Origin of the sequence: Nonomuraea sp. NPDC049758 (assembly GCF_040674635.1) — a bacterium.
GTDB lineage: Bacteria > Actinomycetota > Actinomycetes > Streptosporangiales > Streptosporangiaceae > Nonomuraea.
In genome coordinates this window covers 251,093-275,382 of record NZ_JBFAMZ010000001.1, presented here as the reverse complement: position 1 = coordinate 275,382, position 24,290 = coordinate 251,093, and the positions used below count along the sequence as shown (strand labels likewise).

Below are 24,290 nucleotides of genomic sequence, written 5' to 3'. Positions count from 1 at the left end.
GTCCAACATGATCGTGGCCCCCAGAGCACACAATTATGGACGGATGATCGGATTTGGGAAAGAGCGCGATGATTATCTTTTACGTCGTCCGTGCAAGAACGTGACAAGCCTGATCAGTCGCTCAAGCTCGTCGGGGCCCCTCCTGAAGGAGGTCAGGTTCATGCCGGGCAGGGCGAAGCGCTGGCGGGAGACCGCCTTCGGCCTGGTGAACTCGCGTAGGCCGTCGGCTCCGTGGATGCGGCCGAACCCCGAGTCGCCGACCCCGCCGAACGGCAGCGCGGGCACCCCGGCGAAGGAGATGACCGAGTTGACGGCGGTCATCCCGGTACGCATCGCCCGCGCGAGCCGCGTCGCCCGGCGGGCGTCCCGCGAGAAGATCGTGCCCGCCAGCCCGTACGCCGAGGCGTTGGCCAGCTCCAGCGCCTCCTGCGCGTCGCGGGTGCGCCGGACGGTGATCGTCGGCCCGAACGTCTCCTCGCGCACCGCCGGGGAGTCCTCGGGCACGTCCGCCACGATGACCGGGTCGACGAACGGCGCCCGTACCGAGCCTGGGCCGCCGGTCACCACTTTTCCGGACTTGGTGGCGTCGTCGATGTGCCGCCGGATGATGTCGATCTGGGCGGGCATGGTGATCGGGCCGTAGTCCTGGCCGGCCTTGACCCCGGCGGCCCGCTCCGACAGCTCCCGCAGGAACGGCTCGTACACCGCGTCCACCACGTAGACCCGCTCGACGCCCGCGCAGGTCTGGCCCGCGTTCGACATCGCGCCCCACAGGCAGGCGTCGGCCGCGGCGGGCAGGTCGGCGTCGGCGTCCACGATGAAGGCGTCCTTGCCGCCGCACTCGGCCACGAGGGGCGTGAGGTTCTCCGCGCACGCCGCCATGACCCGCTTGGCGGTGGCGGTCGAGCCGGTGAAGGCCACCTTCCGCACCCGGGGGTCGGCGGCCAGCGCCGCGCCGGTCTCGCCGAGTCCGGTCACCGTCTGCAACACCGGCTGCTCGGGCACCGACTCGGCGAACAGCTCCGCCAGCCGCACGCCCACGCCCGGGGTGAGCTCGCTGGGCTTGAAGACGACCGCGTTGCCGGCGGCCAGCGCGTACGCGATGGACCCCATGGGGGTGAACACCGGGTAGTTCCACGGGCCGATCACGCCGACCACGCCGAGCGGCAGGTATTCCAGGGTGGCGGCCAGGTTGAGCCCCAGCATGCCCGTCGCCACGCGGCGGCGGCCCAGCACCTTGGCGGCGTTGCGGGCCGCCCAGTCGAGGTGCGTGACGGCCAGCACGATCTCCAGCGTGGCGTCGCCCACCGGCTTGCCGGTCTCCTCGTGCACCAGCGCGGCCAGCTCCCGCAGGCGCCGCGTGAGGACCGCCTTGTAGTCGAGCAGGCGGCGCCTGCGCTCGCCCGCGGGCAGGGCACCCCACCACTCCGCGGCCGTCTCGGCCCTGGTCACGGCCTCGCGCACGGCCTGGGCGTCGTTCTTGGGGTGACTGCCGACGACCTCGCCGGTAGCCGGGTTCAGTGAGTCGAACGTCAGCGTGGTCATGGCGTCACGATAAACCGGTAAGCCGTCGCTTACTAGCTCCGGGGCGGGCGCAGCATCCCCCACACCGGCGGCCCGTCCGGCAGGGTGAACCGCTCGGTGACCGCGAACCCGAACCGCTCGTAGAAGGGCACGTTCGACTCCTTGCTGCTCTCCAGGTAGACGGGCAGGCCGCCGCACCTGGCCAGGCCCGCGCGCAGCAGCGCGCCGCCCACGCCGGTGCCCTGGAGCTCGGGCACGGTGCCGAGCTGGGCCAGGTACCAGTAGGGGCCTTCCGGCTTGTGCCGGGCGAACTCCTCCTCCAGCAGCAGGCCCTGGCGCAGCCGGTCGCCCATGGCCGCCACCAGGCCGGGCACGCCCGCCTCCGCGTCGGGCCGGTGGCCCGGCGGGTCCCACAGCGCGACCCCCGCCACGGCGCCGCCCCCGCTGAGCGCCGTGTCGGTGAACCCGTGCATGTGACGGGCGATCGTGGTGAACATCCCCGCCGCGCCGCGGCCGCCGGGCAGCAGCCAGCCGACCACCGGATCGTCGTGGAAGGCCCTGGCCAGCGCGTCGCCGGCGGCGTCGAAGTCGTCGGACTGCCTGATCTCCACCGGTCAGCCCTCCGCGAACCACGAGCCGTGGAAGCCCGCCGGCACCCGCCTGGGCAGCCGCACCGACGCGACGCCGGACAGGTCGCTCGCGTCCAGCACCAGCAGCTCGGACGACTCGCCGGAGGTGACGATCGACAGCAGCCACCCCTCGTCCTCGCCCGCGGCCCCCTCGGCCGGCACGAACACGGCCTCGCCGGTGGCGCCGCCGGTCTTCCTGACCTGGGCGGAGCCGTCGCGCAGGTCGTACTTGACGACGGCGTCGGCGCCCACCGTGTACAGGTGGCGGCTGGGCCGGCCGAGCAGGTCCTCGTTGAAGGTGGGGAACTCCACGCCGCGGTCGTCCAGCGCCTCCTCCGTGGCCGTGCCGGTGGCCGGGTCGAGGGTCCAGCGGTGCAGGGCGGCCGCGCCGGCGGCGCCCGCGTGCCGGGCCGGGTCGGCGGCGCCGCCGATCTGCTTCCAGACGGCCGACCACGCGCCGGGGGAGTAGCGGGCGGCGTTCAGGACGACGCGCCCCCGCTCGTCCTCCCAGGCGTTGCCGACGTGGAACACGTAGCAGGGGTCGACGTCGAACCAGCGGGTCGGGCCGCCCGTCCGGGGGGTGACGCCGATCCTGGCGCCGTAGTCGTCCTCCCACGCGTACGGCATGCCGCGGCGGTCGAGGTCGAACACCACCGGCAGGTCCAGCCAGAGCAGGTGGTGCTCGGTGACGGCGAAGTCGTGCATCATCGTCGGCCCCGGCACCTCGATCTCCCTGCTCTCCACCAGCTCGCCGGCGGCCGAGAGCCGATGGTAGGTGAGGAACGGCGGGAAGTACCCGTAGCCGAAGAAGTGCAGCTCGCCGGTGAGCGGGTCGTGCTTGGGGTGGGCGGTCATCGCGGTGGTCAGCCGTCCGCCGAAGTCGCACGGGCCCACGGTGGCCAGCTCGGGCGTCACCTCGTGCGGCAGGCCGTTCTCCACGAGCGCCAGGATGCGCCCGGCGTGCCGGACGACGTGCGTGTTGGCGGTCACCGCGGCGAGATCGACGCCGGTGTCGGAGACGAACGGCGCGTCGTCGGTGAACTTGCTGGTCCGCACCCACCGGTTGCGGTACCACTCGGCCCGCCCGTCCCGCAGCCGGACGCCGTGCAGCATGCCGTGCCCGGCGAACCAGTGGCCGGGATCCTCGCCCGGCCGCGGGTTGGGCCCGTTGCGGAAGTAGCGCCCGGTCAGCTCGGCGGGCAGCGCGCCTGTGACCTCCAGGTCGTGCGCCTCGATCTCGTCGGGGACGGGCGCCAGGTCGCCGCTGAGATACGCGGGAACGTCCATGAACACTCCAATCTCGATAGGTCGAAACTAGAACGTCCAGAAGAGACGTGTCAACACAGGAATGTCAGGCCATGGGAAATCCCGGCCTCGCCACGAGGCCGGGAGGGTCAGAAGAGGGTCGGGTTCTCCGGCTCGATGCCGCGCAGGGCGGCGTAGTCGAGGGTGACGCAGTCGATGCCCCGGTCGGCGGCCAGCACGCGCGCCTGCGGCTTGATCTCCTGCGCCGCGAACACCCCGCGCACCGGCGCGAGCAGCGGATCGCGGTTGAGCAGCTCCAGGTAGCGGGTGAGCTGCTCGACGCCGTCGATCTCGCCGCGCCGCTTGATCTCGATGGCCACCGTCGCGCCCAGCGCGTCGCGGCACAGGATGTCGACCGGCCCGATGGCCGTCATGTACTCGCGGCGGATCAGCGAGTAGCCCTCGCCCAGGGTCGTGATGTGCTCGGCCAGCAGCTCCTGGAGGTGGGCCTCCACGCCGTCCTTGATCAGGCCGGGGTCGACGCCCAGCTCGTGGCTGGAGTCGTGGATGATCTCCGCCATGGTCAGGACCAGCTTCTCGCCGGTCTTGCCGTGGGTGACCGTCCAGGTCTCGCCGTCCTCCTTGAGCTTGCACGGAGGGTTCATCCAGTTGAGCGGTTTGAAGGCGCGGTCGTCGGCGTGGATGCTGACGCTCCCGTCCGCCTTGATGAGGACGAGCCTCGGCGCCATCGGCAGATGCGCCGTGAGCCGTCCGATGTAATCCACGCTGCACCGCGCGATGACCAGCCGCATGACGGTCCACCTTAGCGGCTCTGGAAAACTGGTCGCATGGCGTTTGAAACGGTGGGAGTTGTCGGGCTCGGCACGATGGGCGCCGGGATCGCCGAGGTCTTCGCGCGTGCCGGGCTCCGGGTGATCGGCGTCGAGGCCGACGTCGAGGCGCTGGCAAGAGGGCGCGGGCACGTCGAGCGCTCCACGGCCAGGGCGGCCGACCGGGGCAAGCTGACGGACGGGCAGCGGGCCGAGATCCTGGGGCGCATCACGCTGACCACCTCGCGCGAGGACCTGCGCGAGGCCGACCTGGTGATCGAGGCGATCCCCGAGGTGCTCGACCTGAAGATCTCGCTGTTCCAGGACCTCGACCGGATCTGCAAGCCCGAGACGGTGCTGGCCACCAACACCTCCTCGCTGCCGGTCACCGCCGTCGCCGCCGCCACGGGCCGGCCCGGGCGCGTGGTCGGCATGCACTTCTTCAATCCGGCGCCGGTGATGCGGCTGGTCGAGGTGGTGGGCACGGTGGTGACCGCGCCCGGAGTGGTCTCCGAGATCTGCGAGCTGGCCAGGCGGCTTGGCAAGACCGCCGTACCGGCGGGCGACCGGGCCGGGTTCGTGGTCAACCGGCTGCTGCTGCCCTATCTGAACCACGCCGCCGTCCTGCTGGAGCTGGGCATCGCCACGCGCGACGGCATCGACGACGCGATGCGGCTGGGCGTGGGGCTGCCGATGGGGCCGTTCGCGCTGCTCGACCTGATCGGGCTCGACACCGCGTACGAGGTGATGGAGGTGCTGTTCGACGAGACGCGCGACCGCCGGCACGCGCCCTCGCCGCTGCTGCGCGAGCTGGTCACCGCCGGGCGGCTCGGCCGCAAGAGCGGCCACGGCTTCTACGGGCCGCAGGAGCCGCCCAAGGAGCCGGAGAAGTCCACGGTCATCACGTTCGGCATCGACGGGCCCGACGTCCACGGGCTCGGCGAGCGGTTGCGGGCCTCCGGGTTCGGGCCGTCCGACGCGCCCGACACCGTGCTGCGCTGCACCGACCGTCCGGTGATCGAGCACGCCGTACGCCTGTCCGACCCCACCAGGATGGTCGGCGTGCACGTCGTCGGCGACAAGGTGGCCGAGCTGGCCGGCACCGCGCTCACCTCGCCCGGGGCCGCCAAGGCGGCGCGCGACCTGATGCGGGTCGCCGGTCTGGTGCCCGTCTCGTGCAAGGACCGGGCCGGGTTCGTGGCCGACGCCCTGCTGTTCCCCTACCTCAACGACGCCGTCCGCATGTACGACGCCGGCTACGCCTCCATCGCCGACATCGACGCCGCCATGCGGCTGGGCTGCGGCTACCCGGCCGGCCCGTTCGAGATGCTGGCCTACCTCGGCCTGGCCAGGGTCCGCGACGGCCTCAGGGCCCTGTACGCCGAGTACCGCGAGCCCGCCTTCGCCCCCGCCCCCCTGCTCGACCAGCTCGTCACGGCCGGTGTGAGCGAGTTCCCCCGCTCATGAGCCCCCGCCGCGCCCGCCGGAGGGACGACTCCCGCCCTCTCGGCCTTCCCACCGGCAACGACAAGGTGGAGGAATGGCCGGACGGCGACTGGAAGGTGCGCATGCTCACGGGCGCGTCCTCGGCCAAGACCTACCGCTGCCCCGGCTGCGACCAGGAGATCCTGGGCGGCAGGCCGCACCTGGTCGCCTGGCCCGACTGGCCGGGCGGCGACGAGGAGCGCCGCCACTGGCATCCGGCCTGCTGGCGCAAGAGACTCGACCGCGGCCCCGGCCGCAGCCGCTACTAGGAGGACCCCCGTGGAGATTCGCGCGGCCACCGTGCTGCCCGCCAGGCGTGAACCGATCGAGCTGCAGACGGCCGACGGCCTGACCCTGGTCGGCGAGCTGGCCCAGCCCCTCGACCGGCCGCCCGTGGCGACCCTGGTGACCCTGCACCCGCTGCCCACCCACGGCGGGTTCATGGACAGCCACGTCTACAAGAAGGCCGCCAACCGGCTGCCCGCGCTCGCCGACCTCGCCGTGCTGCGCTTCAACACGCGCGGCACCAGCTCCGAGCGCGGCACCTCCGCAGGCGCGTTCGACGGCGGCGAGGGCGAGCGGTTCGACGTGGCGGCGGCGCTGGAGTACGCCGAGTTCAACGACCTGCCGCGGGTGTGGGTGGTGGGCTGGTCCTTCGGCACCGAGCTGACCCTGAAGTGGGCCCACGACCCCCTGGTCGAGGGGGCGATCCTGCTCTCGCCGCCGCTCCACAGGGCCACCGACGACGACCTCGACGCCTGGGCCCGGTTCGGCCGTCCGCTGGTGGCGATGGTGCCCGAGTTCGACGACTACCTGCGTCCTGAGGAGGCCCGGCGGCGCTTCGCCAGGGTGCCGCAGGCCGAGGTCATCGGGGTCGACGGCGCCAAGCACCTGTGGGTGGGCGAGCCCTACGTCCGGATCGTGCTGAACGAGATCGTCCGGCGGGTCAATCCGGAGGCGTACCCGCTGCCGACGGACATCTGACGGTCACCTCCAGCCCGCCCTGCGGCCGCGCGACCACCTCCAGCGTGCCGTGATGGGCCTGGACGACGGCGGCGACGATCGACAGGCCGAGCCCCAGCCCGTCGCCGACCGCCCGGCGGCCGCCCGCCAGCCGCTGGAACGGCTGGAGCAGCGTCGCGACCCGGTCGGGCGGGATCACCGGGCCGCTGTTGGCGACGCTGAGCGTGGCCAGGCCCGCCCGCACGCCGGTGGTCACCGTGATCCAGCCGTCCGGCACGTTGTGCCGTGTCGCGTTGTCCAGCAGGTTCACCACCAGGCGGTCGAGCAGGGCGCGGTCACCGGAGGCGGGCGCGGGCCGCAGCGCCGCCTCGACGCGCGGCGGTGAGTCCGGCCGCCGGTCGAGCGCCTGCCCGGCGACGGCGGCGAGGTCCAGCGGCTCCCGGTGGTCCAGCCCCTGCTGGCTCCTGGCCAGGACGAGCAGCGCCTCGATGAGCCGTTCCTGGTGCCGGCCGGCCGCCAGCAGGCGGTCGAGGACGTGGCGCAGCTCGGCGGCACCGGCGTCCGGGTCGGCCAGCGCGACCTCGGCCATGGCGCGTTGCAGGGTCAGCGGGGTGCGCAGCTCGTGGGAGGCGTTGGCCACGAACCGGCGTTGGGCGGTGAAGGCGGCCTCCAGCCGGTCGAGCAGGTCGTCGAAGGTGTCGGCCAGCTCCTTCAGCTCGTCGTCCGGGCCGGAGGCGGCCAGCCGCCGGTCGAGCCGGTCGGCCGTGATGCGCCGGACGGTCGCCGTCATGTCCCGCAACGGGCGCAGCACCCGGCCGGCCGTCAACCGGCCCAGCAGCACCGACGCGAACGCCATGACCACCAGGGCGATCGCCGAGTTGACCAGCAGCCTGCGCAGCCCGGCCGCCTGCTGCTCGGCCAGGTACGCCACGTCCACCCGCGGCTCCGGCACGACCTGGCCGGGCCCGCCGGGCAGCACGGGCGCGGGCGGCGCGGCCGGGAACGGCGAGTGCGCGACCAGCAGGTAGATCAGGGCGACCAGCAGCAGCCCGGCGGCCAGGAACAGGCCGCTGTAGAGCAGCGTCAGCCGCAGCCGTACGGTCCGCCGCACGCCGGGACACCTCCGTCCGGGTCCGGTGCCCGCGCGGGGCCGGCCATCCGGTACCCGGCCTGCGGCACGGTCTCGATCAGCGGCGGGTCGCGAGCTTGCGGCGCAACCGGCTGACCGTGACCTTCACGGTCTGGGTGAACGGGTCGGCGAACTCGTCCCACCCGCGTTCGAGCAGCTGCTCGGCCGAGACGACCGCGCCGCCCGCCGACAGCAGCAGCTCCAGCACCGCGAACTCCTTCGGGCTGAGCGGCAGCCGGCGCCCGTCGCGGGTGGCCACCCGCGTGGCCGGGTCGAGCCGCAACCCGCCGTGGACCAGCACCGCGGGCAGCGCCGGACGCGCCCGTCTGGCCAGCGCCCGGATCCTGGCCACCAGTTCGGCGAACGCGAACGGCTTGGGCAGGTAGTCGTCGGCCCCGATGCCCAGCCCGCTCACCCGGTCGTCGATGGTCCCGGCGGCGGTGAGCATCAGCACGCGCGCCGGATGGCCGCCGGCGGCCAGGCTGCGGCACACGTCGTCGCCGTGCAGGCCGGGCAGGTCGCGGTCGAGCACGACCACGTCGTAGTCGTTGACGGACGTGCGTTCCAGCCCGGCGGGCCCGTCCAGCGCCACGTCGACGGCCATGCCCTCGCGGCGCAGGCCGGCGGCGACGGTGTGGGCGAGCTCCTCGTGGTCTTCGACGATCAGCACCCTCATGGTCCGCCCAGCATGCCCAGAGCGGGGTTACAGCGGGGTAACCGCCGTCGTTCCCGGGCGGTTACCGGGGGCGGGGTTCGCTGGGAGCGTCGGACGAAACGGAGGAGTCATCATGAAGGGTTCGACCATCAGGCGGGTGGTCCTGGCCGCCCTGGTCTTCGCCGCCGTGGCGGGCGGGGCGGCGGCGTCGTACGGGGAGAGCGGGCCGGGCGACGGCGGGAAGGCGTTCACCGCCTGCGTGCGCGCGCACGGGCTGCCGGACCTCCCCGGGGTCACCGTCTCCGAGGACGGGCTGATCAACCTCAGCATCGACGGCGAGCGGGTGGACGCGCTGTCGGCGACGTACGGGGCGGCGGTCAGGGCGTGCGAGTCGCTGCTGCCGCGAGGGGCGAGGCTGCCGGCCGCGCCGCAGGCTCCGGCCGCGCCCGCGGCGCCCGTCCTGTCGTGATTCGGGGCGGTACGGGCATAGCGCGGGCCGGGCAAGATTTGTAGAATCTTGTTCGGTTCCGAGCGAGGAGGCAGTGTGGGCGCGTTCGACCTGTCCGGCAGGACGGCTCTGGTCACCGGGGCGTCGAAGGGCATCGGGCGGGCCATCGCGCTCGCCTACGCCGCGGCGGGCGCCGACGTCGCCCTGGTCAGCAGGTCGGCCGAGCCCCTCGCCGAGGTGGCCAAGGAGGTCCAGGCGCTCGGCAGGCGGGCCGTCGTGATCCCGGCCGACCTCACCGACCGCGAGGCGGCCGCCGCGGCCGTCGCCGCCTCGATCGACGGGCTCGGGCACCTCGACGTCGTCGTCAACAACGCCGGCGGCTCGAACTTCCTGGTCGAGTTCAAGGACCTGCGCCTGTCCGGCTGGGACAAGCTGATGCGGCTCAACCTCGACTCCGCCATGGCCGTCTGCCACGCCGTCGCGCCCCACCTGCTGGGCCGCGGCTCCGGCTCGGTGATCAACGTGGCCTCGGTGGCGGCGCGCGGCGCTCCGCTGCTCGCCCCGTACGCCGCCGCCAAGGCCGGGCTGGTGGCCCTGACCAAGACGCTCGCGGCCGAGTGGGCGCCGGCGGGCGTCCGGGTCAACGCCCTGTGCCCCGGCTGGACGGCCACCGACCTCAACCGCAACCTGTGGCAGGACGAGGCCGCCGCCGCGGCCACGGTCGCGGGCGTGCCCATGCGGCGCTGGGGCACGCCGGAGGAGATGGCCCAGCCGGCCGTGTTCCTGGCCGGGGAGGCGTCGGCGTACATGACCGGGCAGGTGCTGTTCGTCGACGGCGGGGCCACCGCGATCGGCTGAGCCCTCGTGCGCCGGGGCCCTCAGACGACTCCGGGCTCGCCCGGCGGCTCGAACACGAAGACGACGTACGTCTCGAACGACCGGCCGCCGTTGCCCGCCACGCGGCCGGCGCCCATCCTGGTGGTGCCCGCCAGGACGAGCCGGCCGAAGTCGCCGGTGGTCTCCGCCCGGCCGTCACCGGCCGCCCGGTCGTGCCAGGCGGCGACGGCGTCCCCGGCGGTGGCGTCACCGGGGTGCCAGAAGAGGCTCTCGCCCGTGCCCGCGCGCAGGCCGTCGTGCCCGGCGCTCAGGCCCTCGTGCTCGGAGCGCGAGGCGGCCCTGGACCTGGCGTACCCGACCAGCAGCGGGTCCATCGTGAGCGGGGGCGCGTGGTGTTTGGCCCGGTGGGCGTTGACCTCGTTCAGCGCCTCCTGCAGGAAGGCGTTGTTGGTGGCGTCGGGGAGGGCGGGACGGGTTCCGGCCATCGCTATCACCTCGCCTGGATTGTGCGTGCTGGGACCGCCGCAGGGCAACGTCCGGAAGCGGTCGGGCTTATCCCGGTATACCGGCATAGGTCAATAAGTGAATGTCTCCGTGAACCCGGCTACCGTGTGGTCCGTGCAGCTCTACACGAGATCGGCCGGGAGCGGACTCCCGGTTGTGCTGCTTCACGCGTTCCCGCTGTCGTCGGCGATGTGGCTGGCCCAGCGCGAAGGGCTGTCGACGGTCTGCCGGGTCATCACCCCCGACCTGCGCGGATTCGGCGGCTCCCGGCTGGGCGACGACGAGCCCTCCCTCGATCTGATGGCCGACGACGTCGCCCGGCTGCTCGACGACGAGGGCATCGACCGGGCGGTGGTCGGCGGGTTGTCGATGGGCGGCTACGTGACCATGGCGTTCTGCCGCCGGCATCCCGACCGGGTGCTGGGCGTGGTCCTGGCCGACACCAAGGCCGGCACCGACCCGCCCGCCGCCAGGGACAACCGGGAACGCATCGCCCGCGCCGTGCTGGACGAGGGGAGCGAGGTGCTGGTCAGCGAGGTGCTGCCGGCGCTCATCGGGCCCACGACCAAGGAACGCAGGGCCATGGTGTTCGGCCGGGTCAAGGGCCTGGTGCAGTCGGCCCCGCCGGGGGCCGTGGCCTGGGCGCAACGGGCCATGGCCGCGCGTCCCGACTCCTTCGGCACGCTGGGCGAGCTGAAGGTGCCCCTGCTGATCGTCGTGGGGGAGGAGGACGAGCTGTCACCGCCCGCCGACGCCGAGGCCATGGCGCGGGCCGCGCCCGAGGGCAGGCTGGAGGTCATCCCCAAGGCCGGCCACCTGAGCGCGGTCGAGCAGCCGGAGGCGTTCAACGCGACGGTGGCCGAGTTCCTCAGGACCGAGCTTGGCGGGGCAGCACGATCTCCCGGATGATCAGCGCGATGGCGGCGGCCACCGGGATCGCCAGCAACGCTCCGACGATGCCGAGCAGGGCGCCGCCGAACAGCGCGGCGATCACCGTCACGGCGGGCGTCACGTCCACCGAGCGCTTCATCACCCTGGGGTAGATGAAGTAGTTCTCGATCTGCTGGTAGACCACGAAGAAGATGGCGCAGGCGATGCCGGCGGGCAGCGACTGCAGCAGCGCGACCCCGGTGACCAGCACCGCGCCGATCGTGGCGCCCACCAGCGGGATCAGGTCGGTCAGGGCCACGACGAGGGCGAGCGCGAGCGCGTACTGGACCCCGGCGATCGACAGGAAGATCCAGGTCAGCACGCCCGCGATGACCGAGATGAGCACGTTGCCCGCGACGTAGCCGCCGATGCCGGTGAGGATCTGCTCGGTGATGGCCGTCGTGCGCGGCCGGCGCGAGGCCGGGACGAGCTTGAGCAGGTACTCCTTGATCGTGTGCAGCGAGCCCAGGAAGTACAGCATGAGCACCAGCAGCGTCACCGTGGTGAACACGCCGTTGAGCACCACCAGACCCGCGCCCATGATGCCGCTGGCCAGCGCGGGCCCGAGCGTGCTGGTCACGAACTGACGCACCTGCGCCAGCACGTGGTACTCGGCCTCGATCTGGCGGACCGTCGGATGGTTGCTCAGGTCGGTGATGTAGCCGGGCACGGCCGCGATGAACTCCGACAACTGCTGGCTGACCGGCGGCACCACGGCCAGGCCGAACAGCGCGAACGCCACGACCACCCCGGTGAACACGATCGAGATCGCCGGCCGCCTGCCCAGGCCGCGCCGCTGCAACGCCTCGACCGCCGGGTTGAGGCCCACGGCCAGGAACATCGCCACGACGATGAGGATGATCGTGCTGAGCGACTTCTCGATCATCTGGGCGAGCGCGATGGCGGTCAGCACGCCCAGCCCGCCCACCAGCCCGAACAGGAAGGGCCCGCGGGCGAACGGCTTGCCCGGCAGCCCGTAAGGCGCCGGCTCCTCGGCGGGCCCCTGCTCCTCGGTGGGACCGGACTCCCGGGGCGCCTCGGCCTCCTCGGCGGTCCTGGGCTCGGCTTCTGCGGACACGGGGGGCTCCTAGGGGGACGGGAGGTGTCGGGGAAACAGAAAGAGAGCCTAGCGACCCAAGGTCACCAGGCCCTCTCTCCAGCCGTTCGCTGCCCCCGTGTGCGGTCTCCCGTCTAGCCCGCCGTCACTCCTGCCACCACTCCGCGTCGTCCTCGCTCTTGGCCTCGACCTTGGGAGCGGGCGTCGTGGGCGGCGCGACCGGCTCGGCGGCCGGCGCTGCGATGGCCGGCTTGGCCGGGGCCGCGGCGACCGCGGGCTCCGGCTCCAGGCCCGGCAGGGCGGCGCCGCCGAGCAGCTGGCGCAGCTGGGCCAGGTGGCTGGTGATGCTGTCGCGCTGCCTGGTCAGCTCGTCGACCTGGCGCTGCATCGTGGTGCGGGTGCGCTCGGCGTCGTTCTTCGCCTCGGTGACGATCGTCTCGGCGCTGGTCTTGGCCTCCGACATGATCGTCTCGGCGCTCTTGCGGGCGTTGGCGACGAGCTGCTTGGCGTGCAGGTCGGCCTCGCGGCGCGTCTGCTCGGCCTGCTGGGTGGCCTTCGTGGCGCGCGACTCGGCCGTGGCGGCCCGCTGCTCGGCCTCGGCGACCATCTTCTGCGTGTTGGCCTGGGCGGTGGCGTGGCGCTCGGCCTCCTGGCGCTCGGCCTCCTCCCGGCGGGAGGCGAGCTGGATCTCGAACTCCGCCTCGTCCTGGGCCCGCTTGGCCTCCGACTCCTCCAGCACCCGCTGAGCCTGCGCGCGCATCTCGTCGGCCTGCCGCTTGGCGGTGGTCAGCACCTCGTCGCGCTCGCGCTTGGTCGAGGCGCGCAGCTGCGCCACCTCGCGCTCGGTGGTGGTGCGCAGCTTGGCGATCTCGCGCTCGGCGTCGGCCCGCTTCTCGGCCACCTCGTGGTCGGCGGTGGCCCGCAGCTTGGCGGCCTCGCGCTCGGTGGTGTTGGTCAGCTCGTCGGCCTCGCGGCGGGCGGTGGAACGGATCTCCTCGGCGTCCCGCTCGGCGGTGGAGCGCATGTCGTCGCTCTCCCGCGTGGCCTGGGCCCGCTTCTCGGCGGCCTCGGCCTCGGCGGCGGCCCGCAGGTCGGCGGCCTCGACCTTGGCGGCGGCCTTGATCTCGTTGGCCTCGGTCCGGGCGGCCTGCACGAGCTCGGTGGCCTGCTCCTCGGCCAGGCGCAGCAACTGCTCGATGCGGGCGCCGAGACCGGAGTACGTCGGACGCTCCTGCTCCTGCAGCTGGCGCTGGGAGTCGGACAGATCGCGCTGCAGGTTGGTGACCTGCTCCCTGGACTGGCGTAGCTCCAGGTCGAGCTGCTTGAGGTGGTCGTGCACCTGGTGCCGGTCGTAGCCCCTGAGCACGACGTCGAACTCGCGTGCCGGGGCGTCCTCGAAGAAGTTGTTGAGCTGGGCGTCGATGTCGGACTGCATGGAGGCTCGATCCTGGGTTGTCGAGACGGCTACACGGGCCGGACGGGGGGTTCGGGGCAGCCGAGCCAGGAGCCTGTGCCTCGCGGCAGGCTCCCTGTCCGGTGGGAAGCCAGCGTACTCCGCTGGTGCCACCTTCGGGCCCCGTCCAGCTTTCTGCGTGACTAGTTACTTATGTACGAAATTTCCGTTTGCTAGCGCGAGGCCGCTTGGACCAACTCGGTGAGCATTCCTCCCACATCTTTGGGGTGCAGGAACGCGATCTGCGACCCCATCGAACCGTGCCGCGGACGTTCGTCCAGCACCCTCACGCCCTTCTCGTTGATCTTAGTCATGGCCTCGGCGACGTCGGAAACCCCAAATGCCACATGGTGGACACCTTCGCCCCGTTTGGCGAGGAATTTCCCCACCGGCGAGTCGTCGGAGAGCGGTTCCAGCAGCTGGATGTAGGAGCCCCCGCCCTCGCCGTCGGCGATGTGCAGCATCGCCTCCTTGACGCCCTGCGCCTCGTTGACCTCGCGGGCCACGACGGTCAGCTCGAACGTCTCGGAGAAGAACGCGATCTTCTCCTCCAGGTCGTGGCAGGCGATCCCGATGTGGTCGATGCGCATGAACATTGTGTGGCCTACCTCCATAGCGAGCGAGCTCCTACTCGTGGGTATGGTGTCAAAGAACCCCTCGTGAGCACAGGAGGCCGCCGCCAATGTCCAGTTCCGTCATCGTCGCCGGAGCTCGTACCCCCATCGGCAAGTTGCTCGGCGCCCTGTCCGGGCTGTCCGGCGTGGAGCTGGGTGGCATCGCCATCAAGGCCGCCCTGGAACGTGCCGGAGTGGCCCCGGAGGCCGTCGAGTACGTGATCATGGGCCAGGTGCTCCAGGCGGGCGCGGGTCAGATCCCCTCCCGCCAGGCCGCCGTCAAGGCCGGCATCCCGATGACCGTGCCCTCGCTGACCGTCAACAAGGTCTGCCTGTCGGGCCTCGACGCCATCGCCCTGGCCGACCAGCTCATCCGCGCCGGCGAGTTCGACATCGTGGTCGCGGGCGGCATGGAGTCCATGACCAACGCCCCCCACCTGCTGCCGGGGCTGCGTAAGGGCGTCAAGTACGGCGGCTCCGACGTGGTCGACTCCATGGCCCACGACGGCCTGTTCTGCGCCTTCGACCAGTGCGCGATGGGCGAGTCGACCGAGCGGCACAACGCCCGGCTCGGCATCGCCCGCGACGAGCAGGACGCCCTGTCGGCCCGCTCCCACCAGCTCGCCGCCGCCGCCACCAAGAACGGCGTCTTCGAGGAGGAGATCGTCCCGGTCGAGATCCCGCAGCGCCGCGGCGAGCCGGTGATCGTCCGGGAGGACGAGGGCATCCGCGGCGACACCACCGCCGAGACGCTGGCCAAGCTGCGCCCGGCCTTCGCCGCCGACGGCACCATCACCGCCGGGTCGGCCTCGCAGATCTCCGACGGCGCGTGCGCCGTGGTGGTCATGTCGAAGGCCAAGGCCGAGGAGCTCGGGCTGCCGTGGCTGGCGGAGATCGGCCGGCACGGCAACGTGGCCGGGCCCGACGCGTCCCTGCAGTCGCAGCCGGCCAACGCCATCAAGCACGCGCTGTCCAAGCAGGGGCTGACCGCCGACGACCTCGACCTGATCGAGATCAACGAGGCGTTCGCGAGCGTGGTCCTGCAGTCGGCCAAGGAGCTCGGCGTGCCGCTGGACAAGGTGAACGTCAACGGCGGCGGCATCGCGCTCGGGCACCCGATCGGGGCCTCGGGGGCGCGGATCGTGCTGACGCTGGCGTACGAGCTGAAGCGGCGGGGCGGCGGCCTCGGGGCGGCCGGCCTGTGCGGCGGCGGCGGGCAGGGCGACGCGCTGATCATCCGCGTGCCCTGACCCGTCCCGGCCCACCCGGTCGCTGTCGTCGGGTGGGCCTGTCTCTTGCCCGCTGTGCGCGGTCGCCGGTCAGGGCGCGGTCAATGAGCCGCGCCCTCGCCCGTGTGCCGCGCGCCCGCCGGGACCAGCTCGCACACGCCGTCGGTGCACTGGCGCTGCATGCGTCCCATCGAGACGAGCTGCACCAGCGCCATCACCCAGCACGCCGGGCACCCGCGCAGGGCGATCGCGCCGGGGACGGCGAGCACCAGGCTGACCGGCCCGGTCCACGGGATCAGCGCGATCGAGGCGATCAGCGCGCCGAAGCCCAGCGCGCCGCGGGCCAGGTGACGGGGCAGTGACGTCCCCGCGGTGGGCTCAGTCATGGAGGGCTCCTTGGGACAGCAGGCCGTGCACGGTCGCACGGGCGCGGTGCAGGCGGGACTTCATCGCCGGGACGCTCAGCCCGAGGGCGTCGGCGACCATGCGGCCGCTGAGCCCCTGGACGTCCCGCATGATGAGCACCCGCCGCTGGTCGGCGGGGAGTGCCGCGATGGCCTCGGCCACCCGCGCGGCCTCCAGCCGTTCGAACATCTCCTCCTCGGCCGACTGCGCGGCGGCCGAGGAGGGCGCGGGCGGTTCGGGACGCAGCATCAGGCGGGCCCGCCTGATGCATTCGTTGCGGATGATCCGGAACATCCACGAGGCCAGCGCTCCGGACGCGCGCAGGGTGCCGATCTTGCGGTACAGGACGATCAGCGCCTCCTGGGCGGCGTCCTCGGCGTCCTCCGGCGTGGCGCACAGCGTGTGGGCGAAGCGCCGCACGTGCGGGTGGGCGCCCGACACCAGCGCGGCGATCGAGTCGGCGTCGCCGGCTCGGGCCGCGTTGATCAGCTGCTCGTCCGACCAGGCGCGCCCGCCGCCGGCCGGCCCCGGCGCCGGGGCGCCGGGCCCGGCGGCCGTGCCGAGGCGCTGCGGGTCAGCCACGTTCCTTGCTCCTTCGCCGCAGTACGACGACGCACGTGCAGATCAGTACGGCCGCAGCGCCGGCCGCGATGGCGATCACCATGATGGTCTCCCATTGTCTCGTTCCGTTGTACGGACATGAGAGGCGCCGACCCCCGAAAAGGATTCAGGAGACGCGGGTGAAGTCGGCCGTCCAGTTGGTCTCCCAGGTCGTCCCGCCGTCGGGGGAGAAGCGCTGCTCCCATCGGCACGACTCGGCGGTGATGTCCGACCAGACGTAGGCGACCTTGATCGGCCTGCCGTCGTACACGTCGTCGCAGGTGAACAGGCCGACTCCGGTGTCGTCGAAGCGGCCCACGACGGGCGGCAGGGACATGCCGGTGGAGCTGCCGGCCCAGTAGAGCGACCAGGTGCCGGCCGCCTTGTCGTACAGGCGCAGGGTCACCCCGGCCGAGCCCTCGCTGGGAAAGGTGACCTCGTCGATGTTGCCCGCGCCGTCCAGGACGCTCCAGCACCTGGTGTGGCCGGTGAACTCGTACCATTCGTCGCTGCCGGCCAGCGCCTTGCGCAGCCGCCGCTGCCGTGAGGTCCAGGTGCCGACGAAGAAGTCGAAGCTGTTGTCCATGCCCGGACGGTATGCGCCGATCCCTGACATCTTCCGTCAGTGTCCCGCCCACGCCGTACGAGCCCCCGCGACGTACGGCGTGAACGCGCGAAACCCCGGTCCGACCAGGAACGGGACCGGGGTGTCGGTGACGCTGCGCTCGGGCCGGCCAGGAATCCGGCGCCGGACGCGCCCCCTAAGGGGGCATCTCAGCCCGGCCGCGAGGGAGGTTGCGGCCGGGCTGCTTGTGGACGGTCATGAAGCCAGGAACTTGGCGAAGACCGAGCGGTGGCGACGCTCGGAACGCTGTCCCTTCAGCGCTTCCCGTACGCGCCGCTGCTCGGCGGCGGCCCGACGGAGTTCGGCGGCGTGGTGCTGCATGACGGAGTACTCGAGTTCGGCGTTCATCCGATGCTCCTGCTGTTGGTGTTTCCTTGTTCCCTGCACTCTTAAGACTCCTCCTAAGGCCCCTCCCGCCACATCGGGCGGATGTCCTATCTGCCGGGGTTCGGGCAGGTAGGGAGGTACTTAGGCAGACACGCCCATGGACTAAGGACGCCTCGGCATACCTAGGCGGGAACGCGGACGGGCCGCCCCACCCGAGGTGGAGCGGCCCGCAGGCGGGGTAAGGACGCCCGTCAGGGCTCGTCGGTGAACTTCACGGTCACCTTGGCGAACCCGAGCGACTTGAGCATGCCGGTGAGCATCGATCTGGTGTTGGCGTCGGCCCGCGCCCGCAGGTCGCTGGCCACGGCCGCCTCGGTGATCTTCTTCTCCGCCAGCAGGTAGAGCTCGCGCTGGTCGCCCGGGGAGCCCGACAGGAAGTCCTGGACGCGGTCGAGCAGGCCGCGCTGCTGAGCGAACACGTACGAGCGGCTGTTGTCCAGGTTGGGCTTCTCCAACTGGGCGCGCGGGAGGCGGACGGTGGCCTCGGTGCGCTCCTTGTTCACGGTCACCGCGCCCGCCCCCATGGCCGAGAAGTCGACGTAGGCGTCGACGCCGCCCGCGCCCACGAACAGCGTGCGGGTGCCCTTGACCGCGTCGGGCAGGAAGTTTGCGTCCTTCTCCAGGTCGACGACGACCTGGAAGGTGCCCGTGGCCGCCTCGAACCGGCTGAGGTCCTTGATGGACTGCAGCAGCACCGGCTGGCTGCGGTCGACGGTCTGCTCTCCGAACGGGTTGAGCCAGGTCCAGGCCAGCCGGCCGCCCACCACGAGCAGGACCGCCAGGACGAGGAACCCGGCCGCATATCGCCACCTGCGCCGCCGCCGGGGAGCCAGGTCCGGCGGCGTCGTCTGGGAAGTCGTCATGGGGCATGACTACCCGCTCGGCGATCATCAGTGCCACCCGCAGGGTGACATCTTCGTCCTCAGGTGCCCGGGGTGCCGGGGTCGGGATAGACCGGGTAGACGTGGCTGCTCTCGGGCGTGGCGCCGGTGGGGGGCGTGATGACGGCGGTGGGGGCCGGACCGCCGCCGAAGTGCGTGCTGGACAGGCGGCACGCCTGGAAGTCGCTGTAGAACATGCGCAGCCACTCCCTGCGCTGGTGCTCGTCGAGACCGGAGAACCAGGACGCGGCGTACTGGTGCTCGGGCAGCGGGCCGCCGGGCAGCGGCTCGCCGCGCAGCCAGGCCATCACGATCTCCCGGTAGCCGTCGGCCGGCGTGCCGGGGCAGCGGGCGGCCAGCGCGTCGATGTACTCGTAGGCCGCCTCCTCGGCGAACCCCGCCGACAGGTCGGGCACGTGGATCGGCGCCAGGCCGTTGGAGGGCTTCAGCGGCTCGTCCAGCGGCCGCTGCTCCACCCGCGTGAACGCGGCCGGCGTGCCGGCCAGGCGCGAGGCGATCTGCGTGAACACCGCGCCCAGCTCGGTCTGCCCGGCCCGCATCCCGGGGTGCAGGCAGACCGTGATCGGCCACTCCTGGCAGGCGTAGGCGATGTCCTCGGCCGCGGCCGGCTTGGGGTGGGCCAGCATCCGCGACACGCCCATGCCCGCCGCCAGCACGGCCAGCAGCGCGCACGCCAGCACCAGGGCCTGCCTGGTCACCAGCGCCGCCCAGCCGAGCAGCAGCGCGCAGGTGATGCCGAGCAGCCAGATCGTCTGGTCGAAGAACGGCGCCCCGCCCAGCCCCTGGAACAGGTCGTACGGCTCGCCCGTGCCCGGCACCAGCCGGTCGGCCAGCCCCCGGTCGTCGGCCAGCCAGGAGAAGGCGACGTAGCAGGCCAGCCCCGCGATCGGCGGCGTGAGCGCCTTGGGCACGACCCAGCCGGCCACCCACCCGATCACCGCGTAGAGCGCCAGGCCCGCCATGCCCATGCCCAGGCCGGACAGGCTGAGCCGCCCCGCCTGGTCGGTGAGCACGGTCTTGACCGCCAGCACCAGCACCGTCGCGCCGAACGAGCCCAGCACCACCACCACGATCGCCAGCGGCGCCTTGAGCGCCCGCCAGGTCGTGAGCGACCGCCCGCGCAGGGCGCGCCGCTTGCGCAACGCCACCCACGCGGCGAACGCGGCCGCCACCGGCCCGGTCATCCGCAGCGAGCCGATGACCGCGGCCAGGATGTTCTCCCACGCGTCGACGCCGGGTATCAGGACGTTCCACGCCGCGACCAGGCCGAGAGCGAGCAGCACCGCCACTGTCACGGCCGCGCTGTGCTTCAGCTCCTCGCGTGTAACGCCCGAGTGCTCACGCACCCTGTATCCCGTTGATGTTCACCAAGCACCCCCCGTGCCCTCGGCAAAGCGGAAGAATGCCAGCCCAGACCCGTCCCCACGGCAGATGGACTTGGCTTCCGCGTCACCTTACGTGAGAGAACCATAACGGAGCGTGATGATTGACGGTCGGATTCTTGGTCAAGCGGTGAAGCCTGTCGCTCCAGGTAGCCCGACGAAACCGGGACGAGAGGCACGCTACCGTAGCGCTGTGTCCCAGCCGAAGCCGCTCAATCTGCCGTTCGATCCCATCGACCGCGCCGCGGAGAGCTGGCGTGCCCGCTTCGGGCCTTCCTCCGCGATGGCCGCGGTCACCTCGATCATGAGAGCGCAGCAGATCCTGCTGTCGCAGCTCGACTCGCTGCTGAAACCCCACGACCTCACCTTCGCCCGCTACGAGGCCCTGGTCCTGCTGACCTTCAGCCACACCGGCTCGCTGCCGCTGTGGAAGATCGGCGAACGGCTCATGGTCCACCCCACCAGCGTCACGAACACGGTGGACAGGCTGGAGAAGTCCGGGTTCGTCTGCCGCCTGCCCAACCCCCGCGACGGCCGCGGCGTGCTGGCCGAGATCACCGGCAAGGGCAGGGAGGTCGTGCGCCGGGCCACCGACGACCTGATGGCCGCCGAGTTCGGCCTCACGATGTACGCCGAGGACGAACTCCGCCAGATCTTCGACCAGCTCCGCACGCTGAGGGTGGCGGCGGGTGACTTCGCGGGCCCGTCCATGCGGCAAGATGAGGAGCATGGCGGACTTCTCTAGGCCCGGGTCGCTCTACGGAGCTGTGGACCTGGGCGCGCGCAAACAGGCACTGGAGGCCCAGGCCCGGCGGGAGGCCGCCGGTCCCCAGGGGGCCACCTCGGCCTCGGTCGTCGACGTGACCGAGGAGACGTTCACGACGGACGTCATCGACCGGTCGATGACCGTGCCGGTGGTGCTCGACCTGTGGTCGCCGAGGGCACCCGGCAGCGCCCAGCTCAGCCCGGTGCTGGAGAAGGTGATCGGCGACCTGGGCGGCCGGGCCGTGCTGGCCAAGGTCAACGTCGACGCCAGCCCCCAGATCGCGCAGGCGCTGCGGGTGCAGGCCGTGCCGACCGTGCTGGCCATCTTCCAGGGGCAGGCCGTCACCGGCTTCCAGCAGGTGCTGCCCGAGCAGGAGGTGCGCCGCTGGCTCGACGAGCTGATGGGCGCGGTCGAGCAGTTCTACCAGGCCAACCCCGACGCCCGGCCGCCGGCGGCCGAGGAGGGGCCGCAGGAGCCCGCCGGGCCGCCCGCCGACCCCGACCTGGTGGCGGCCGAGCAGGCCATCGACGCGGGCGACCTCGACGCGGCCGAGGCGGCCTACCAGCGCCTGCTGGCCCGCGTCCCCGGCGACGAGGACGCCAAGATGGGCCTGGCGGGCGTCGGCCTGATCAAGCGCACCTCCGCGGCCGACCCGGCCGACGTGCAGCGGCGCCTCCAGGACCCGTCCGACGTCGACGCGCAGCTGCTGGCCGCCGACCTGGAGATGCTCTCCGGCGCGGTCGACGAGGCGTTCGAGCGCGTGGTGGCCGTGGTCAAGCGCACGTCGGGCGACGACCGCGACCGGGCCAGAAAGCACTTGCTCGGACTTTTCGACGCGTTGCCGTCAGACGACCCATCTTTGGCGAAAGCGCGTAGAGCATTGGCGAGCGCCCTGTTCTAACCTGGGGGTATGCGGGTCGTCACGATCTCCGCGACCTACGGCACGGCCGGCAGCCTCATCGGCCCGGCCGTCGCCGAACGGCTCGGCGTGCCCTTCGTCGACCGTGCCATCCCCAGCGCCGTGGCCAAGGAGCTCGGCTGCACGCTGGAGGAGGCGCTGGCCCACGACGACCGCGCCGAGCACGGCCTGGGCAGGCTGCTGTCGGGCGCCATCCGGCTGCCCACGGTCACCTTCGGCGGCGTGGACATGTACGTCCCCGGCGCGATGCCGCTGCCGCCCGAGGAGTTCGTCCGGCGCACCGAGCGCATGATGAAGGAGATGGCCCTGGCCCAGGGAGGCGTCTTCCTGGGCCGCGCCGGCGCCCTGGTGCTGGCCGACCATCCCGGCGCCCTCCATGTCAGGCTCGACGCGCCGCTGAAGCGCCGGGTCCGCCAGACGGCCACGCTGAGCGGCACGAGCGAGCGGGAGGCGCGGGCCGTCGTCGAGGACAACGACCGGGCCAGGACGGCCTACGTCCGCCACTTCTACCGGGCGGATCCGGGTGATCCGTGCCACTATCACCTTGTGCTCGACAGCACGACGATTCCCGTCCCCGCGTGTGTCGATCTCATCGTCACCGCAGCGACGGCACTGGGTTGACCTGATGCCCCCTATCCTTGGATGACTTCTTGGTCAGTCCCGAAGGAGCGATTGACGTGGCGACCGTCCCGAGTGTGTCGTACTCCATAACCGTGCGTCTTGAGGTGCCCGCAGGCGGCAAGGCCGTGAGCCAGCTCACCCACGCCGTAGAGTCGGCCGGAGGCGTGGTGACCGCCCTCGACGTCACCAACGCGGGCCACGAGAAGCTCCGCATCGACGTCACCTGCGCCGCGCGTGACACCGACCACGCGCAGGCCATCGTCGACCAGCTGGAGGCGGTCGAGGGCGTCGTCATCCACAAGGTCTCCGACCGCACGTTCCTCATGCACCTCGGCGGCAAGATCGAGATGAAGTCGAAGGTGCCGCTGCGCAACCGCGACGAGCTGTCCATGGCCTACACCCCGGGCGTGGCGCGCGTGTCGATGGCCATCGCCAGGAACAAGGAGGACGCGCGGCGCCTGACGATCAAGCGCAACTCGGTGGCCGTGGTCACCGACGGGTCGGCGGTGCTGGGCCTGGGCAACATCGGGCCGGAGGCCGCGCTGCCGGTCATGGAGGGCAAGGCGGCCCTGTTCAAGCGGTTCGCGGGCATCGACGCCTGGCCGATCTGCCTCGACACCCAGGACGTCGACGAGATCGTCCGCACCGTGCAGCTGATCGCGCCCGGGTTCGGCGGCATCAACCTGGAGGACATCGGCGCGCCGCGCTGCTTCGAGGTCGAGCGCCGGCTGCGCGAGCTGCTGGACATCCCGGTCTTCCACGACGACCAGCACGGCACGGCGATCTGCGTGCTGGCGGCGCTGACCAACGCGCTGCGCGTGGTGAACAAGTCCATCGAGAACGTCAGGATCACGATGGCCGGCGCCGGCGCGGCCGGGAACGCGGTGCTGCGGCTGCTGCTGGCCGCCGGCGCCCGCAACGTGGTCGTCTGCGACTACCTGGGCGCCGTGCACAAGGGCCGCGACGACCTCGACGACTCGCTGCGCTGGATCGCCGAGCACACCAACGCCGACGGCTACGCGGGCGACCTGCGCGGCGCGGTCAAGGACGCCGACGTGTTCGTGGGCGTGTCCGCGCCCGGCATCCTGACCGGCGACGACATCGCGACGATGGCCAAGGACTCCGTGGTGTTCGCGCTGGCCAACCCCGAGCCCGAGGTCTCGCCCGACGACGCGCGCGAGCACGCCGCCGTGGTGGCGACCGGCCGCTCCGACTACCCCAACCAGATCAACAACGTACTGGCCTTCCCGGGCGTGTTCCGCGGCCTGCTCGACGCGCAGGCCGGCGGGGTGACGCAGGAGATGCTGCTGGCCGCGGCGGGCGCGCTGGCGGCCGTGGTGACCCCGGAGGAGCTGGGCCCCAACTACATCGTGCCGAGCGTCTTCCACCCCGACGTGGCGACGGCGGTGGCCGCCGCGGTCCGCGAGAGCGCCGGCGGCCGCGCAAGAGGCTTCACCGAGGCGTGACGCACAGGGGCCGCCCCGACAGGCGCGGCCCCGCACCCAGGCGGCCCACAGAGCGCACCGTCACGGTGGCGCGCCGGTGAAGGGTCAGCGGGCGTGACATGGAAGGCCACCAGCCGACGTACGGCGGGTGGCCTGACCACGCGAAGCCGTAAAGACGAAAAGCGGAAAGGGCCGTGAGAACGAAGAGGCCTACCGGGTGACGGCGGGGATGAGGCGGTAGCTTTCCTGGAAGACCAGGTTGTGGGCGTCGGCGGCGGCGATGGCGCGCAGGGTGGTGAGCTGCCCCGCCGCGTCCGAGTGGTCGAAGACGTTCAGCGGCCAGTCGCCGACCGTGTTGCCGCGCAGGTGCGGGTGGTGGAAGTCGGCGCCGTAGTGGGCCACGATCGCGATCGGCAGGATGTCCTTGTCGCGCTGCTCCGGCCACGTGAGCGACCACATGGCGTTGAGCCCGCCCTCCTGAGACCTGGTGAGCCCGCTGGCCACCACCTGCCCCGTGCCGAGGAGCAGGTCGGCGTTGAACTCGTCCAGCGTCGCCCGCGCCACCGGGTCGAGCAGCTCGACCGCCGTGGCGAACAGGCGTTCCTTGTCCTCCCGCGCGGTGACGCCGCCGTGGACGCCGTCGCGCAGGTCGGTGAAATGCCTGATCAGGGCCTCGTTCATGGCAGTGCGCATGCCTACCCCCTTC

The 24,290-nt window shown here is 72.2% G+C and carries 27 protein-coding genes and 1 pseudogene; 11 read left to right on the top strand and 17 right to left on the bottom strand.

Annotated features, from left to right (window positions below; genetic code table 11):
* Positions 1–72: 72 nt before the first annotated feature.
* The 4 genes from AB0J46_RS01290 to nucS form a co-directional block, all read right to left on the bottom strand.
* The gene (locus AB0J46_RS01290; RefSeq protein WP_364324790.1) at positions 73–1,545 is read right to left on the bottom strand and encodes an aldehyde dehydrogenase family protein; all 1,473 of its coding nucleotides are present in this window, start codon (positions 1,543–1,545) and stop codon (positions 73–75) included.
* A gap of 32 nt (positions 1,546–1,577) precedes the next feature.
* Positions 1,578–2,135, bottom strand: a complete 558-nt coding sequence (locus AB0J46_RS01285; RefSeq protein ID WP_364324787.1) for a GNAT family N-acetyltransferase — start codon at positions 2,133–2,135, stop codon at positions 1,578–1,580.
* Between the two features lie 3 nt (positions 2,136–2,138).
* On the bottom strand, positions 2,139–3,440 hold the full coding sequence (locus AB0J46_RS01280) for a carotenoid oxygenase family protein (protein WP_364324784.1): 1,302 nt from the start codon (positions 3,438–3,440) through the stop codon (positions 2,139–2,141).
* Between the two features lie 107 nt (positions 3,441–3,547).
* Positions 3,548–4,210: an endonuclease NucS gene (gene nucS, locus AB0J46_RS01275; protein WP_358283463.1), complete on the bottom strand. Its 663-nt coding sequence runs from the start codon at positions 4,208–4,210 to the stop codon at positions 3,548–3,550.
* Positions 4,211–4,246: 36 nt separating this feature from the next.
* On the opposite strand from nucS, the gene AB0J46_RS01270 reads away from it, so the two are divergent.
* The 3 genes from AB0J46_RS01270 to AB0J46_RS01260 are packed head-to-tail and all read left to right on the top strand — an operon-like array spanning position 4,247 to position 6,697.
* Positions 4,247–5,695: a 3-hydroxybutyryl-CoA dehydrogenase gene (locus tag AB0J46_RS01270; RefSeq protein ID WP_364324781.1), complete on the top strand. Its 1,449-nt coding sequence runs from the start codon at positions 4,247–4,249 to the stop codon at positions 5,693–5,695.
* Positions 5,692–5,982 (top strand): ATP/GTP-binding protein, encoded by a 291-nt coding sequence (locus AB0J46_RS01265; RefSeq protein WP_364324778.1) that lies wholly within the window; start codon positions 5,692–5,694, stop codon positions 5,980–5,982. Before AB0J46_RS01270 ends, AB0J46_RS01265 begins: the two co-directional genes overlap by 4 nt.
* A 10-nt stretch (positions 5,983–5,992) precedes the next feature.
* Complete coding sequence (locus AB0J46_RS01260) at positions 5,993–6,697, top strand: alpha/beta hydrolase (protein ID WP_364324775.1); 705 nt, start codon at positions 5,993–5,995, stop codon at positions 6,695–6,697.
* On the opposite strand, the gene AB0J46_RS01255 is transcribed toward AB0J46_RS01260, so the two are convergent.
* Together AB0J46_RS01255 and AB0J46_RS01250 are read right to left on the bottom strand one after the other, a co-directional pair.
* Positions 6,660–7,787 (bottom strand): ATP-binding protein, encoded by a 1,128-nt coding sequence (locus tag AB0J46_RS01255; RefSeq protein ID WP_364324772.1) that lies wholly within the window; start codon positions 7,785–7,787, stop codon positions 6,660–6,662. The genes AB0J46_RS01260 and AB0J46_RS01255 overlap by 38 nt on opposite strands.
* A gap of 44 nt (positions 7,788–7,831) precedes the next feature.
* A pseudogene (locus tag AB0J46_RS01250) lies at positions 7,832–8,481 on the bottom strand (response regulator transcription factor); the annotation flags it as partial.
* A 112-nt stretch (positions 8,482–8,593) separates the two neighbouring features.
* Between AB0J46_RS01250 and AB0J46_RS01245 the strand changes: the two are divergent.
* Both AB0J46_RS01245 and AB0J46_RS01240 read left to right on the top strand, forming a co-directional pair.
* Entirely contained in the window at positions 8,594–8,929 is a 336-nt protein-coding gene (locus AB0J46_RS01245; protein ID WP_364324769.1) for a hypothetical protein, read from the top strand.
* 75 nt (positions 8,930–9,004) lie between these two features.
* Positions 9,005–9,766, top strand: a complete 762-nt coding sequence (locus AB0J46_RS01240) for an SDR family NAD(P)-dependent oxidoreductase (protein WP_358283475.1) — start codon at positions 9,005–9,007, stop codon at positions 9,764–9,766.
* Between the two features lie 20 nt (positions 9,767–9,786).
* On the opposite strand, the gene AB0J46_RS01235 is transcribed toward AB0J46_RS01240, so the two are convergent.
* Entirely contained in the window at positions 9,787–10,230 is a 444-nt protein-coding gene (locus AB0J46_RS01235; protein ID WP_364324766.1) for a CAP domain-containing protein, read from the bottom strand.
* 175 nt (positions 10,231–10,405) lie between these two features.
* On the opposite strand from AB0J46_RS01235, the gene AB0J46_RS01230 reads away from it, so the two are divergent.
* Entirely contained in the window at positions 10,406–11,158 is a 753-nt protein-coding gene (locus AB0J46_RS01230; RefSeq protein ID WP_358283479.1) for an alpha/beta fold hydrolase, read from the top strand.
* Here the strand turns inward: AB0J46_RS01230 and AB0J46_RS01225 are convergent.
* The 3 genes from AB0J46_RS01225 to mce form a co-directional block, all read right to left on the bottom strand.
* On the bottom strand, positions 11,118–12,257 hold the full coding sequence (locus tag AB0J46_RS01225; protein ID WP_364324763.1) for an AI-2E family transporter: 1,140 nt from the start codon (positions 12,255–12,257) through the stop codon (positions 11,118–11,120). The genes AB0J46_RS01230 and AB0J46_RS01225 overlap by 41 nt on opposite strands.
* 124 nt (positions 12,258–12,381) lie before the next feature.
* Complete coding sequence (locus tag AB0J46_RS01220; RefSeq protein ID WP_352350042.1) at positions 12,382–13,671, bottom strand: DivIVA domain-containing protein; 1,290 nt, start codon at positions 13,669–13,671, stop codon at positions 12,382–12,384.
* Positions 13,672–13,862: 191 nt separating this feature from the next.
* A complete protein-coding gene (gene mce, locus AB0J46_RS01215) occupies positions 13,863–14,285 on the bottom strand; it encodes a methylmalonyl-CoA epimerase (RefSeq protein ID WP_352350044.1) in 423 nt (140 codons plus the stop codon).
* Between the two features lie 86 nt (positions 14,286–14,371).
* On the opposite strand from mce, the gene AB0J46_RS01210 reads away from it, so the two are divergent.
* Positions 14,372–15,553: an acetyl-CoA C-acetyltransferase gene (locus tag AB0J46_RS01210; RefSeq protein WP_364324759.1), complete on the top strand. Its 1,182-nt coding sequence runs from the start codon at positions 14,372–14,374 to the stop codon at positions 15,551–15,553.
* An 80-nt stretch (positions 15,554–15,633) separates the two neighbouring features.
* Here AB0J46_RS01210 and AB0J46_RS01205 read toward each other — a convergent pair whose 3' ends face one another.
* The 6 genes from AB0J46_RS01205 to AB0J46_RS01180 form a co-directional block, all read right to left on the bottom strand.
* Positions 15,634–15,918: a hypothetical protein gene (locus AB0J46_RS01205; RefSeq protein ID WP_364324756.1), complete on the bottom strand. Its 285-nt coding sequence runs from the start codon at positions 15,916–15,918 to the stop codon at positions 15,634–15,636.
* Complete coding sequence (locus AB0J46_RS01200) at positions 15,911–16,519, bottom strand: RNA polymerase sigma factor (protein ID WP_364324753.1); 609 nt, start codon at positions 16,517–16,519, stop codon at positions 15,911–15,913. Before AB0J46_RS01200 ends, AB0J46_RS01205 begins: the two co-directional genes overlap by 8 nt.
* Positions 16,520–16,664: 145 nt before the next feature.
* Complete coding sequence (locus AB0J46_RS01195; RefSeq protein ID WP_364324750.1) at positions 16,665–17,123, bottom strand: hypothetical protein; 459 nt, start codon at positions 17,121–17,123, stop codon at positions 16,665–16,667.
* 234 nt (positions 17,124–17,357) lie between these two features.
* The gene (locus AB0J46_RS01190) at positions 17,358–17,510 is read right to left on the bottom strand and encodes a hypothetical protein (RefSeq protein WP_352324303.1); all 153 of its coding nucleotides are present in this window, start codon (positions 17,508–17,510) and stop codon (positions 17,358–17,360) included.
* Positions 17,511–17,740: 230 nt separating this feature from the next.
* Positions 17,741–18,412, bottom strand: a complete 672-nt coding sequence (locus AB0J46_RS01185) for a DUF4230 domain-containing protein (RefSeq protein ID WP_364324747.1) — start codon at positions 18,410–18,412, stop codon at positions 17,741–17,743.
* A 59-nt stretch (positions 18,413–18,471) separates the two neighbouring features.
* Positions 18,472–19,797 carry a hypothetical protein gene (locus tag AB0J46_RS01180; RefSeq protein WP_364324744.1) on the bottom strand — a complete coding sequence of 442 codons (1,326 nt, stop codon included), beginning with the start codon at positions 19,795–19,797 and terminating at the stop codon, positions 18,472–18,474.
* Between the two features lie 229 nt (positions 19,798–20,026).
* Between AB0J46_RS01180 and AB0J46_RS01175 the strand changes: the two genes are divergently transcribed.
* The 4 genes from AB0J46_RS01175 to AB0J46_RS01160 are packed head-to-tail and all read left to right on the top strand — an operon-like array spanning position 20,027 to position 23,605.
* On the top strand, positions 20,027–20,578 hold the full coding sequence (locus AB0J46_RS01175; protein ID WP_358283492.1) for a MarR family transcriptional regulator: 552 nt from the start codon (positions 20,027–20,029) through the stop codon (positions 20,576–20,578).
* Positions 20,562–21,500: a tetratricopeptide repeat protein gene (locus AB0J46_RS01170; protein WP_364324740.1), complete on the top strand. Its 939-nt coding sequence runs from the start codon at positions 20,562–20,564 to the stop codon at positions 21,498–21,500. The genes AB0J46_RS01175 and AB0J46_RS01170 overlap by 17 nt, the downstream gene beginning before the upstream one ends.
* Positions 21,501–21,509: 9 nt before the next feature.
* Positions 21,510–22,139, top strand: a complete 630-nt coding sequence (locus tag AB0J46_RS01165) for a cytidylate kinase-like family protein (protein WP_364324737.1) — start codon at positions 21,510–21,512, stop codon at positions 22,137–22,139.
* A 56-nt stretch (positions 22,140–22,195) separates the two neighbouring features.
* Positions 22,196–23,605, top strand: coding sequence for an NAD-dependent malic enzyme (locus AB0J46_RS01160; RefSeq protein ID WP_352326154.1), 1,410 nt, complete (start codon positions 22,196–22,198; stop codon positions 23,603–23,605).
* A gap of 189 nt (positions 23,606–23,794) precedes the next feature.
* Here AB0J46_RS01160 and AB0J46_RS01155 read toward each other — a convergent pair whose 3' ends face one another.
* Positions 23,795–24,277, bottom strand: coding sequence for a hypothetical protein (locus AB0J46_RS01155; protein ID WP_352326153.1), 483 nt, complete (start codon positions 24,275–24,277; stop codon positions 23,795–23,797).
* Between the last annotated feature and the right edge of the window lie 13 nt (positions 24,278–24,290).